General features: G+C 65.2%; 10 protein-coding genes. 6 read left to right on the top strand and 4 right to left on the bottom strand.

The features are described from left to right. Positions 1-131 precede the first annotated feature (131 nt). Positions 132-974 carry an alpha/beta fold hydrolase gene (locus HHL08_RS06220; RefSeq protein WP_169571611.1) on the top strand — a complete coding sequence of 281 codons (843 nt, stop codon included), beginning with the start codon at positions 132-134 and terminating at the stop codon, positions 972-974. Positions 975-1,025: 51 nt separating this feature from the next. On the opposite strand, the gene nadB is transcribed toward HHL08_RS06220, so the two are convergent. The 4 genes from nadB to purM all read right to left on the bottom strand — a co-directional run bounded on the left by nadB (position 1,026) and on the right by purM (position 5,956). After that, positions 1,026-2,636 carry an L-aspartate oxidase gene (gene nadB, locus HHL08_RS06215; RefSeq protein WP_169571610.1) on the bottom strand — a complete coding sequence of 537 codons (1,611 nt, stop codon included), beginning with the start codon at positions 2,634-2,636 and terminating at the stop codon, positions 1,026-1,028. Between the two features lie 218 nt (positions 2,637-2,854). Then, the gene (locus HHL08_RS06210) at positions 2,855-3,781 is read right to left on the bottom strand and encodes an ABC transporter ATP-binding protein (protein ID WP_169571609.1); all 927 of its coding nucleotides are present in this window, start codon (positions 3,779-3,781) and stop codon (positions 2,855-2,857) included. A 42-nt stretch (positions 3,782-3,823) separates the two neighbouring features. After that, positions 3,824-4,774: a phosphoribosylglycinamide formyltransferase gene (gene purN, locus HHL08_RS06205; RefSeq protein ID WP_169571608.1), complete on the bottom strand. Its 951-nt coding sequence runs from the start codon at positions 4,772-4,774 to the stop codon at positions 3,824-3,826. Between the two features lie 87 nt (positions 4,775-4,861). Further along, a complete protein-coding gene (gene purM, locus HHL08_RS06200; RefSeq protein ID WP_169571607.1) occupies positions 4,862-5,956 on the bottom strand; it encodes a phosphoribosylformylglycinamidine cyclo-ligase in 1,095 nt (364 codons plus the stop codon). A gap of 230 nt (positions 5,957-6,186) precedes the next feature. On the opposite strand from purM, the gene HHL08_RS06195 reads away from it, so the two are divergent. The 5 genes from HHL08_RS06195 (at position 6,187) to HHL08_RS06175 (ending at position 12,553) form a co-directional block, all read left to right on the top strand. Then, a complete protein-coding gene (locus HHL08_RS06195) occupies positions 6,187-7,452 on the top strand; it encodes a heavy-metal-associated domain-containing protein (RefSeq protein ID WP_169571606.1) in 1,266 nt (421 codons plus the stop codon). Further along, a complete protein-coding gene (locus HHL08_RS06190; protein ID WP_169571605.1) occupies positions 7,449-8,087 on the top strand; it encodes a P-loop NTPase family protein in 639 nt (212 codons plus the stop codon). The genes HHL08_RS06195 and HHL08_RS06190 overlap by 4 nt, the downstream gene beginning before the upstream one ends. A 3-nt stretch (positions 8,088-8,090) precedes the next feature. Beyond that, a complete protein-coding gene (locus tag HHL08_RS06185) occupies positions 8,091-10,229 on the top strand; it encodes an RNA degradosome polyphosphate kinase (protein ID WP_169571604.1) in 2,139 nt (712 codons plus the stop codon). After that, positions 10,229-11,743, top strand: coding sequence for a Ppx/GppA family phosphatase (locus HHL08_RS06180; protein WP_169571603.1), 1,515 nt, complete (start codon positions 10,229-10,231; stop codon positions 11,741-11,743). Before HHL08_RS06185 ends, HHL08_RS06180 begins: the two co-directional genes overlap by 1 nt. 135 nt (positions 11,744-11,878) lie before the next feature. After that, positions 11,879-12,553 carry a queuosine precursor transporter gene (locus tag HHL08_RS06175; RefSeq protein WP_169571602.1) on the top strand — a complete coding sequence of 225 codons (675 nt, stop codon included), beginning with the start codon at positions 11,879-11,881 and terminating at the stop codon, positions 12,551-12,553. The last annotated feature ends 247 nt before the right edge of the window (positions 12,554-12,800 follow it).

Genomic DNA, 12,800 nt, shown 5'->3' with positions numbered 1-12,800 from the left:
CGCTTGTCCGGCAAGACCGATGCGACGAATGATTCCACAAATGCGATGTAAGGAGCATGAACGATGCAACTCTTTGATCGGTGGCCAAGCCGCTCAGTTGCGGTTCAGGGCAGGGTGGGCAAGAAGGCGGCATGATCGATGCAAGGATGAACAGGCGCATGCTGATGCTCGGCGCGCTCGCGACGGGTGGCGCTTTGTGGAGCGGGGTGGCGCAGGCAGCGCCGTTCGTGTCGCGCCGAATTGCGATGAATATACGCGGGGCGGGCGCCGACGTGATCCTGATCCCTGGCCTCGCCAGTGGTCCGGGCATCTGGAACGGGGTGCTGGGCGGGGTGCCGGGCTATCGTTATCATCTGGTCCATATACGCGGCTTTGCCGGCCTGGCCCCGGAAGCCAATGCCAGCGGCGCGCTGATCCAGCCGGTCGCCGACGAGATCGCCCGCTATATCGTCGCGGCAGGGCTGAAGCGGCCGGCAATCGTGGGGCATAGCATGGGCGGCACGCTGGCGATGCTGCTGGGCCTCAAAGGACTGGCGCGGCGCGTGATGGTGGTCGACATGCTGCCTGCGGGCGCGGCGATGGTGGGCGGAACGGCGAGCGGCATGGGCTTTCTCGCTGACCAGCTGAGGGGTTATCTGACCGGCACGCTTGCGGGTCGGCGCTATCTGGGGCAGATGGTCGCGCAGACGCCCGGCGCCAAGGGCAGCGATGCCGATGTCATCGCCAATGCGCTGCGCGACCTGGCCAATATCGACCTGACGCCGCAATTGCCGCGGCTCGCCGCGCCGCTGGAGGTGGTCTATGCCGTGGGCAGCGACGCCGAGCAGGCCGCCGCCATCACCAGCCGCTTCCGTACCGCTTATGCGCCGCGCAAGGCCACGCTGTTGAAAGCGATCGGGCCGAGCGGCCATATGGTCATGGGCGACCAGCCGACGCGCTTCAATGCGGCGCTGAAGGAATTTCTGGCGGTCTGACATGCGTCGGATCATGTCGTGGAAGACGCATGTAGGAAAGAGCCGTCCGTTTTAAGGTGCCAACACCGTATCCACCGCTTCGGCCAGGGTGTCGAGATAGTCGAGCGTATAGTGCAACCCGCGGCTTTCCTTGCGATGGAGCGCGGAGCGGACGATCAACCGGGCGACTTCCAGCAGGTTGCGCAGTTCGATCAAGTCCGGGGTGACGCGGAAATTGCCATAATAATCGTCCACTTCCTGCGCTAGCAGGGCGACGCGGTGCTGGGCGCGCTCCAGCCGCTTGGTGGTGCGGACGATGCCGACATAGTCCCACATGAAGCGGCGGATTTCCTTCCAGTTGTGCTGAACGATGACTTCCTCGTCGCTGTTGGTGACGCGGCTTTCGTCCCACGGCCGGATCGGCGGCGGGGCGGGCAGGTCGTCCCAATGGGCGCGGATATGTTTGGCCGCCGCTTCACCGAAGACGAAACATTCCAGCAGCGAGTTGGAGGCGAGGCGATTGGCGCCGTGCAGGCCGCTTTCGCTCACTTCGCCCGCGGCATAAAGGCCGGGCAGGTCGGTGCGGCCGTCGAGGTCGATCACCACGCCGCCGCAGGTATAATGCTGCGCGGGGACGACCGGGATCGGCTCCTTGGTGATGTCGATGTCGAGGTCGAGCAGCCGGGCATAGATGGTGGGGAAGTGATGTTTTACAAATTCCGGGTCTTTGTGACTGATGTCGAGATGGACATAGTCGAGGCCCAGCCGCTTGATCTCATGGTCGATAGCGCGGGCGACGATGTCGCGCGGGGCCAGTTCCTCACGCGGATCGAAGCGGGGCATGAAACGCTCGCCGCCGCCCGGCACGCCGGGGGGAAGTTTGAGGTGACCGCCCTCGCCGCGCACGGCTTCGGTGATCAGGAAATTCTTGACCTCCAGATTATAGAGGCAGGTCGGGTGGAACTGGTTCATTTCCATGTTCGACACGCGGCACCCCGCGCGCCAGGCCATGGCGATGCCGTCGCCGGTCGCGCCTCTGGGCGCTGTCGAGAAGAGATAGGTGCGGCCTGCGCCGCCGGTGCACAGGATCGTCGCGCGGCCCAGCAGCGCGTCGACATGCTTGGTCTTTTTATTGAAGGCGTAGACGCCCCAGACATGGCCATCGCCCGAATAGCGCTCGCCATGGCGCGAGGTGATGAGATCGATCGCGATCAGATCCTCGACCAGGGTGATATTGGGGTTGGCGCGTGCGGCCTTGAGCAGGGCGACCTGCACCGCATGGCCGGTGGCGTCGTCGACATGGACGATGCGGCGGTGGCTGTGCCCGCCCTCGCGCGTCAGGTGCCAGCGTTCGCCGAACTGTTCGCCATCCTCGCTGGCGTTGAAGGGGACGCCCAGTTGCGCCAGCCGATCGATCGCGGCGGGGGCTTCGGAGACGACGAACTCGACCGTGGCGCGATCGTTGAGGCCAGCGCCCGCGACCATCGTATCTTCGACATGCGCCTCGAAACTGTCACCGGCGTCGAGTACTGCGGCAATGCCGCCCTGCGCCCAGTTGGTGGACCCGCCGTCGAGCGCGCCCTTGGCCAATACCAGCACCTTGCGGTCCTGCGCAAGGTTGATGGCGGCCGTGAGGCCGGCCGCGCCGGAGCCGATGATGATGACGTCGTGGGTGGTGGTCATTAACTCTTCTCTTTCCAACCGGCCGTTTGTACTGAGTAGGGCTGAGCGAAGTCGAAGTTGAACAGGTCGGATCGTCCCCCGGACGATCCTGAACCATCCGGGGGATGGTTCACCTGTTCAAGTATCGAAGCATCGAGCGCAGCGCGTGATCCTTCGATACGCCACTTCGACAAGCTCAGTGGCTACTCAGGACGAACGGAAAATCATAGTCCGATAGCTCATGCCGCCGCCGTCAAGTTGAGGAACACATCCTCCAAATCCGGGTCGCGGGTCACCACGTCCACGATTGCCAGCCCGCTCGCTTGTACTGCGCTGAGCACCTGGCCTGCATTGGCGCGGTCCTTCAGATAGGTGATGGTCAGGGTGCGGTCGCCTGACAGCTCCACCTTTTCGAAGCAGGGCGCGTCGGGCGCGACGGTCACATCGCGGTCCACCGTCACCTGTACGACCTTTTCCTGCGCCATCGCCAGCAATTCGCGGGTCGGCTTGTCGGTGATGACCTTGCCATGATTGATGATGGCGATGCGGTCGCAGAGTTGCTCGGCTTCCTCCAGATAATGAGTGGTGAGCACGATCGTCACGCCGAGCGCATTGAGTTCGCGGACATAGGCCCAGAGTTGCTGGCGCAATTGCACGTCCACGCCCGCGGTCGGCTCGTCCAGCACCAGGATCGGGGGGCTGTGCACCATCGCCTTGGCCACCAGCAGGCGGCGCTTCATGCCCCCGGAGAGCGTGCGAGCATAGGCATGGGCCTTGTCGTCCAGATGCACCGCACGCAGCAATTCCATCGTGCGGCGGCGGTCCTTGGGCACGCCGTAAAAGCCGGCGGTATTTTCCAGCGTCTCGAACGGGGTGAAGAAGGGGTCGAAGACGATTTCCTGCGGCACGATGCCGATGCTGTTGCGGGCATTGCGCGGATGCGCGTCGATGTCGAAGCCCCAGATGCTGACGTCGCCGTCAGTCTTGTTCACCATGCCGGCCAGGATGTTGATCGTGGTCGACTTGCCCGCGCCATTGGGACCGAGCAGGCCGTAGATCTGGCCGCGCGGGATGGAAAGGTTGATGCCGTCGAGCGCGCGCTTGCCGCCCTTATAGACTTTGGTGAGGTTGCTGATCTGGATGGCGGGCGCGGGGCTGTCGGTCATGGCTGATCTCTATGGGGATCGTGGGCGGCAAAAGGAAGAGGATCAAAAGTCTTCCGCGATATCCATCAGGCCCAGCAGCTTCTTCGGTGCGATCTGGCGCCAGCTGGAGCGGAGGCGGTCCGCGATATGGTCCCAGTCGGTGTCGCCCAGGTCGAGGCGGATGCCGACCCAGTCGGTGCCGAAATAGGCGGGGCGGTAATAGCGGTCCGGGTCGGCTTCCATCAGCGTCGCCTGTTCTTCCGGCGCGTTGGTCTTGACGAGGACGGCGATGATGCCGTCGCCATGATGGTCGCGGGTGAAGTAGGCGAATTTCTTGCCCTTGACGATGCCGAAGCAGGGCATGCCGTGGGAGACGATCTCGTCCGCTTGCGGCAGGGCGAGGGCTGTTGCGCGCACCTTGTTGAGCAGCCAGTCGGGATGGCGGTCGCGGGTAACGAAGTCGGCGAGGGTGCGGGAATAGAGCTGATGCTCGGCGATCAGGATGCGGGCGGCTAGGCTGTCTTCGGTGTCGCCGGGCAGGATCGCCACCGGGGTCTGGCCCAGCACCGGGCCGTCGTCCAGTTCGGCGGTGACGATATGGACCGAGCAACCGGCATGGCTGTCGCCCGCGTCGATCGCTCGCTGGTGGGTGTCCAGCCCCTTATATTTGGGCAGCAGGCTGGGGTGGATGTTGAGCATACGACCTTCCCAGCCGGCGACGAATGCGGGCGAGAGCAGGCGCATATAGCCGGCGAGGGCGACATAGTGCGCGCCGGACGCGCGGAGTTGCGCGTCGATGATCTGATCAAATTCGGCGCGCTTGAGGCCCTTGTGGCTCTGGCCGAAGGTCGCGATGCCCTCTGCGGCGGCGAGGGTCAGGCCGGGGGCGTCTGGATCGTTGGCGGCGACCAGCACGATCTCATAGGGGCAGTCGTCCGCCTTCGCCGCGTAAAGCAGGGCCGCCATGTTGGAGCCGCGGCCGGAAATCAGGACGCCGACTTTTGCTTTGTGCATAACAACTTCCGTTCGGTTCGGGCGAAGTCGAGAACCCTGGCGCGACCGTTTCTCGACTTCGCTCGAAACGAACGGAGGGTGGTGATGTTAGCCCAGATGCGTGGCCGACCAGTCGGCCTTGGCGCTCCAGGTTTCAGTGCTGCCCTTGACGGTGCAGCCCTTGTCGCCTTCGCTGACCGCGCCGATGCGGAAGGCGGTTTCGCCCGCATCCTCCAGCGCCTTGGTGACGGCAGCGACATGGGCTTCGTCCACGGCCAGCACCATGCCGACGCCGCAGTTGAAGGTGCGCGCCATTTCTGCCGGCTCGATATGGCCCTGCGCCTGGAGGAAGGCCATCAGCCGCGGCTGTTCCCAGCTATCGGCATCGACGGTGGCGTGGCAACCGTCGGGCAGAACGCGGGGGATATTTTCGAGGAGGCCACCGCCGGTGATGTGGGCGAGGGCGTGGATCATGCCGGCGCGGACCAGCGGCAGCAGGCTCTTCACGTAAATCTTCGTCGGCGCCATAAGCGCATCGATTAGCAGCACGTCCTGATCGAAGATCGCCGGGCGATCGAGCCGCCAGCCCTTGTCGGCGGCGAGGCGGCGGACCAGCGAGAAGCCGTTGCTGTGGACGCCCGAAGAGGCGAGTCCGATGAGGACGTCGCCGGCCTTTACCTTGTTACCGGTCAGCACCTTCGACCGTTCGACCGCGCCGACGCAGAAGCCGGCCAGGTCATAGTCACCATCGGCATACATGCCGGGCATTTCGGCGGTTTCGCCGCCGATCAGCGCGCAACCGGCCATGCGGCACCCTTCGGCGATACCGGCGATGACGCGCTCGGCGACGCCGCTCTCCAGCTTGCCGGTGGCGTAATAGTCGAGGAAGAAGAGGGGTTCGGCCCCCTGTACGATCAGGTCGTTCGCGCACATGGCGACCAGGTCGATGCCCACGCCGTCATGGCGGTCATGGTCGATCGCGAGTTTCAGCTTGGTGCCCACGCCGTCATTGGCCGCGACCAGCAACGGGTCGTCATAGCCCGCGGCCTTGAGGTCGAAAAAGCCGCCAAAGCCGCCCAGTTCGGCGTCGGCACCGGGCCGGCGGGTGGCCTTGGCCAGGGGGGCGATGGCGCGGACAAGGGCGTTGCCCGCGGCGATGTCGACGCCGGCCTTGGCGTAGCTGTAGGATTCGTTCTCGCTCATGAGGCAGCGCCCTAGAGCAAGCGGCGCGAAAACGGAAGTTTGGATGTTGGCGGTTGCATCTCACATCCGTTCGCCCTGAGCGAAGTCGAAGGGGCCGACCGAGCGCAGCGAGGTGCTTGCCTGCGTTCAGCAGAGGGCTTCGACTTCGCTCAGCCCGAACGGGAGGAGGACTGAGGGATGGTGCAGGTTCGCGCTTGGCATGGCGGGCAATTGTCGCCAAAAGGGCGCGCGTGAGCCTGAGCCAGTCCCTAACCCGCCCCGCAGCCTTTGTGCGCCTGCTCTCGCGGCCCGTCCAGATCCTGTTCGCCATCGCGCTCGGCCTCGCCGCCGCGGCGCTGTTCGCGCAGATGGAGGGGGAGCGCGGCGTGCCGCCGATCGCCAGCGGCGGCGATTTCGAGGTGCGGGGGGTCAAGGTGGACGTGTTCGCCAAGGATGCCGATACGGCCCGCTACACCGGCTGGCGCATGGCGCAGCGGCAGGCGTGGCGGATGCTGTGGAACCGCACCCATGGCGGCGGCGGCGCGCCGGCGCTGTCCGATTCGCAGATCGAGGCGATGGTTTCGGGGATAGAGATTGATTATGAGCAGGCCGGGCCGACGCGCTATGTCGCGACGCTGGGCATTTTGTTCGATCGCGCGCGCACCGGCGCGCTGCTGGGCGTGTCGGGCAATGTGATGCGATCGCCGCCCTTGCTGGTGATTCCGGTTCTGTGGGACGGCGGATCGGCCGTATCCTATGAGCGCACCAATGAATGGCAGAAGGCCTGGGCGCGATACCGCACCGGCGACAGCGCGATCGATTATGTCCGCGTGGCGGGATCGATCGCCGATCCCATCCTGCTGAACGCCGGGCAGACCGGGCGGCGCGGGCGGCTGTGGTGGCGGGTGCTGCTCGACCAATATGGCGCGGCCGACGTGGTGATCCCGATCGCGCGGCTGGACCGCGCCTATCCCGGCGGGCCGGTCACGGGCGTCTTCACCGCGCGCTACGGTCCCGACAACAGCCTGATTGGCAGCGTGACGCTGCGCGCGTCGAACGACAGCGGCTTGCCTAAGATGCTGGACGAAGGTGCGCGCCGGATCGACGAGCTATATATCCGGGCGCTGAACGACGGCCGTCTGCGGCCCGACCCCTCGCTCATCATCGAGGAGCCGGTCGATCCGGCCGCGCTGGAGATCGAGAATGCGGTCGATGCGCCGATCGATGCGGTGGAACTGCCGAGCGTGGTCACGACCGGCACAAGCTTCTCCATCCAGTTCGACACGCCCGATGTCGGATCGATCGGCGCGGGCGAAGCGACGGTGCGGTCGATCCCCGGCGTGCGGACCGCCAATACCAGCAGCCTGGCGCTGGGGGGCACGTCGGTGATGCAGGTCAGCTTCGACGGGACGGCCGACATGCTGCGCGCGGGATTGCAGGCGCGGGGCTATAGCGTCGCAGCGTCCGGCACTACGTTGCGGATCACGCGGCGACAGGCGTCCCCGCCGTCGCAATGAGCCAGATCAGCCTGCCCTTCGAATGGCATGGTGGCGCAGGCAATGGTGACTTTCTGGTCAGCGACGCCAATGCCCAGGCCGTCGCGCATCTGGAACGCTGGCGCGACTGGCCGTTGTCGGTGAGCGTGCTGACCGGGCCGCCGCGGTCCGGCCGATCCACGCTGGCGCGTCATTTTGCGCGGATGAGCGGCGGCGAGATCATCGACGATGCGCAAGGGCAGGACGAGCATCGGCTGTTCCATGCCTGGAACGCGGCGCAGACCGAACGGCGGCCGTTGCTGATGGTGGGGAATGCGCCGCCAGCGACCTGGACCGTGGCGCTGCCCGACCTGCGATCGCGGCTGGCGGCCGCGCCCCATGTCGCGATAGATGAGCCGGACGAGGTGCTGGCCCGCGCGCTGATCGAACGGGCGTTCGATACGGTCGGGGCGGGCTATGCCGCCGACCTGCCCGAATGGCTGGTGCGCCGGGTCGAACGCAGCTATGGCGGCATCGCGGCGGTCACGCATTTACTGGATCGCGCCGCATTGTCATCTGGACGCAAGATTTCTGTCGCACTGGCGAAAGAGGCTCTGCAAGTCGCAGGCTTTCTGCCTATAGTCCCGCCCGATCCCCCTCCTCAGCAACGCGAGTAATCCGTGGCCGAAGCCGATCCCTCCGCCAGCCTGGCGCTGCCCAGCGAGCGTTATTTCAACCGTGAGCTGTCCTGGCTGGCGTTCAACCAGCGGGTGCTGGAGGAGGCGATGAACCGCGCTCATCCGCTGCTGGAGCGGCTGCGCTTCCTGTCCATTTCCGGCGCGAACATGGACGAGTTCTTCTCCGTCCGGGTCGCGGGGCTGAAGGGGCAGCAGTTGCAGGATGTCGACCTGCGTTCCGCCGACGGCCTCACCCCGGCGCAGCAACTGGGCGCGATCAGCGAGGAAAGCACCCGGCTGATGCTGGCGCAGCAGAAGGTGTGGGGCGCGGTCCATGACGAGCTGGCGCAGGTGGGCATCGAAGTCATCGGGCCAGCGAGCGAGATGGACGCGACCTGTGGCCAATGGCTGCGCGAGCATTTCCTGACGCAGATCTTCCCGATCCTGACGCCGCAGGCTCTGGACCCTGCGCATCCCTTTCCCTTCATCCCCAATCAGGGGCTGTCGATCATCTTCGACCTGGAGCGCCTGTCGGACAAGCAGCCGATTCGCGAATTGGTGATGATCCCCCCGACGCTGACGCGGTTCGTGCGCGTGCCCGGCGATCCGGCGCGCTACATGGCGCTGGAGGCGGTGATCCGGCGTTTTTCGGCGGACCTGTTCCCCGGATACCGCGTGCGCAACAGCGGCGTGTTCCGCATCATCCGCGACAGCGACATCGAGATCGAGGAAGAGGCCGAAGATCTGGTCCGCCATTTCCGCAGCGCGATCAAGCGCCGCCGGCGCGGCCGGGTGATTCGCATGGAGATTGAAGAGCGCATCCCCGCGCCGGTCGAGGAGATGTTGCAGGACATGCTCCAGGGCCATGAGGCGGTGGTGGTCGAGGTCGAGGGGTTTGTGGGCATCAGCGACCTGTCCGGCATCGTCGACGCCGACCGACCGGATTTGAAGTTCGAGCCTTATGTTCCGCGTTTTCCCGAACGTATCCGCGAATATGGCGGCGACTGTTTCGCCGCGATCCGGGCCAAGGACATCGTCGTCCACCATCCCTATGAGGCGTTCGACGTCGTCGTATCCTTCCTGAAACAGGCGGCGATCGACCCGGATGTGGTGGCGATCAAGCAGACGCTATATCGCGCAGGCAAGCAGTCGGCGATCATCCGCGCGCTGATCGACGCGGCAGAGGCAGGCAAGTCCGTGACCGCGGTGGTCGAGCTGAAGGCGCGGTTCGACGAGGAACAGAACCTCATGTGGGCCGACGCGCTGGAGCGGGCGGGGGTGCAGGTTGTCTATGGCTTCATCGACTGGAAGACCCATGCCAAGATTTCGATGGTGATCCGGCGTGAGGGCGAGCAGTTCCGCAGCTACTGCCATTTCGGCACCGGCAATTATCATCCGATTACGGCGCGGATTTATACCGACCTTAGCTTCTTCACCGCCGATCCGGCCTATAGCCGCGATGCCGCTGCGCTGTTCAATTATATCACCGGCTATGTCGAGCCGGAGCGGCTGGAAAAGCTTGTCATGTCGCCGCGCGATTTGCGCGATACGCTGTGCCGCCTGATCGACGCGGAGATCGACCATGCCCGCGCCGGACGGCCGGGCAATATCTGGGCCAAGATGAACAGCGTGGTCGATCCGGCGATCATCGAGAAACTCTATGCGGCGAGCAATGCGGGAGTGCAGATCGACCTGATCGTGCGCGGCATATGCTGCCTGCGGCCTGGGGTGCCGGGCATGTCGGAGAATATCCGGGTGAAGTCGATCGTCGGGCGCTTTCTGGAGCATAGCCGCATCGCGGTGTTCGGCAATGGCAAGGCGCTGCCCAATAATGGCGCGAAGGTCTTCATCAGTTCGGCCGACTGGATGCAGCGTAATTTCGACCGGCGGGTCGAGTTCATGGCGCCGATAGAAAACCCGACCGTGCATGACCAGATTTTGGACCAGGTGATGGTCGCCAACCTGATCGATAGCGAACAGAGCTGGTCGCTGGACAGCGATGGTCATTATACGCGGCTGGATGCGGGGGAGAAGCCGTTCAACCTGCATCGCTATTTCATGACCAACCCGTCGCTGTCCGGGCGCGGCGCGGCGCTGGATAATGAAGCGGTGCCGACGTTGCGCCTGCGTGGGCGCGCCTGATGAATTCGATGCTGAGCCGGGTTCGCGCCGCCGCCGAAAGCATGGCGACGTCGCCGCAGCCGGCGCATGCGCGTACCGCCATCATCGACATCGGATCGAACAGCGTGCGCCTGGTCGTTTATGACGGGCCGCGCCGCATCCCCTTCACCCTGTTCAACGAGAAGGTGATGGCGGGGCTGGGCGCGTCGCTCGCCAAGACGGGCGCGATCGAGCCGGAGGCGATGGACCGGGGGCTGCGCGCCGTGGGGCGTTTCGCGCATCTGTGCCGGGCGATGAAGGTGACGGAAATACGCTGCGTCGCCACCGCCGCGGTGCGGGATGCGACCAACGGGGGCGTGTTCATCGCCCGCGCCAAGGATATGGGCCTGACGGTCGAATTGCTGACCGGCGCGCAGGAGGCGATCGGCGCGGCGATGGGGGTGTTGTCGGGCATCCCGAACGCAGACGGGATCGTCGGCGATCTGGGCGGCGGGAGCCTGGAGCTGGCGCGCATCCGGGGCGGGGCGGTGGAGCAGACGATTTCGCTGCCACTGGGCGTGCTGCGCCTGCCGCAGATCCGGGCCAAGGGGCCGCGGATGCTGGAGCGGATCGTGGTCAAGATGCTGGAGAAGGCGGGATGGACGCCGGAACCCGACTTGCCATTCTACCTGGTCGGCGGGTCTTGGCGCGCGCTGGCGCGGTTCGACATGCAGTTGACCAGCTTTCCGCTGCCGGTCGTCCACCAATATGAGATGACCGCGGCGCGGGCCGAGCAACTGACCCGGATCGTCAGCCATGTCGATCGCACCCGGTTGAAGCAGATTCCCGCGATGACCGGATCGCGCGTGCCGACGCTGCCCGACGCCGCGGCATTGCTGTCGGTCGTGGTGCGGCAGTTGAAGGCGAGCCGGCTGGTCGTGTCGGCCTATGGCCTGCGCGAAGGGCTGCTCTACGAGGCTTTGCCGGAGGATATCAGGGCGGATGACCCGTTGCTGGTTTCGGCCGAGGCGGAAGGGGAGGCGCAGGCGCGCTTTCGCGGGCATGGCGACCGGATCGACAAATGGATCGCGCCGCTGTTCGCCGATGACGATGGTGCCGCGCGGCGTATCCGCAGGGCCGCCTGTTTGCTGGCCGATGTGGGATGGCGCGCCAACCCCGATTTTCGCGCCGAAAGGGGTGTCGAGATTGCGCTGCATAGCAATTGGGTAGGGATCACCGCGCCGGAACGGGCGATGCTGGCGCAGGCGCTGTATAGCCATTTTGGCGGGGGGATGAGCTGTCCGCCGGGCGTCGAGTTGCTGGCGAAGCCCGAAGAATTGCGCCGGGCGGCCCTGTGGGGGCTGGCGATCCGGCTGGCCCAGCGCCTGTCGGGCGGGGTCGAGGGGCCGCTGGCCGTGTCGCAGCTAAGCCGGACGGAGGGGCAGATTGAATTACTGCTGCGCGACGGGGACGCCGATCTCTATGGCGAGACGGTCGAGCGGCGATTGCGCAACTTGGCGCAGGCGATGGGGGTCAAATATCGGTTGTTGCGGTGAGGGGGGGCGTTTGCCCCTCATCCAACTTCGCCTAGCCGCTGCGCGGCAAGGCTGCGTATCCTTCTCCCCCAAGGGGAGAAGGGGAAGGACCAACTCCATCTTCCCCCGCGCGGCAAATGCCGGTAAGGGCGGCCGATGACTGCTTCCCCCGCGCCCATCAGCCGTTCGCTCTTCGCTTTCTGTATCTTCTATGGCGGCATGGTGTGCATCGCCGGCGTGCTGGGCAACAAGCAGGTGGCGTTGGGGCCGTTGGCGGGGATCGGGCCTATGGTCGGGCTGGGGCCATTGGCGGTGGAGGCGGGGATTTTCGCCTTCCTGCTGCTGGTCACCATTTCCAGCGCGGTGGCGGAACTGCATGGCCGCGCGGTCGCCAACCGGCTGGTGCAGATCGGTTTTCTGCCGCTGATCGCGTCGATCCTGCTGTCGATCGTGGTGCTGGCCGCGCCGGCGGCGGGCGACATGGACCCCAAAAGGGCCGAAGCCTTTGCCATGATGATGGGCGGGACGCCGCGCATCTGGCTGGGCGGGATCATCGCCTATGGCATTTCCCAGACGCTGAACGTCACCCTGTTCGCGATGCTCAAGGGGCGGGAGGGTGCGCGCCTGTTGTGGCTGCGGGCGGCGGTCGCCAGCATCTTGTCGCAGATCGTCGATACCTTGCTGTTCGTGACCATCGCCTTTTACGGGGTGTTCCCGATCGGCGAATTGCTGCTGGGGCAGATGCTGGCCAAGGTGCTGCTGTCGGCGCTGTTAGTGCCGCCGGTGATCTATCTTCTCGTGGCGCTGGGGCGGCGGCTGGATCGCAACTGAGACGGCGAGTGCGACAGTTGTGGGCGGTTTGCGATTCTCGTTAGTTAGCGAACTAACTATTTTGAGTAGGATGATTTGCTTCGCTTCGCTCGCGATGTCATGCGCTAAATCCGTTTGTCCTGAGTAGCCATTGAGCGAAGTCGAAGACCCGTATCGAAGCATCAGACGCTGAGCGCGATCCTTCGATACGCCACTTCGACTTCACTCAGACCCTACTCAGCACGAACGGGGTGGGTTAGGGTATAGG

It is taken from the genome of Sphingobium psychrophilum (assembly GCF_012927105.1).
GTDB classification, from domain to species: Bacteria; Pseudomonadota; Alphaproteobacteria; order Sphingomonadales; family Sphingomonadaceae; genus Sphingobium; species Sphingobium psychrophilum.
Note: the sequence above shows the minus strand (reverse complement) of the source record. Positions and strands in the feature narration are given on the sequence as shown.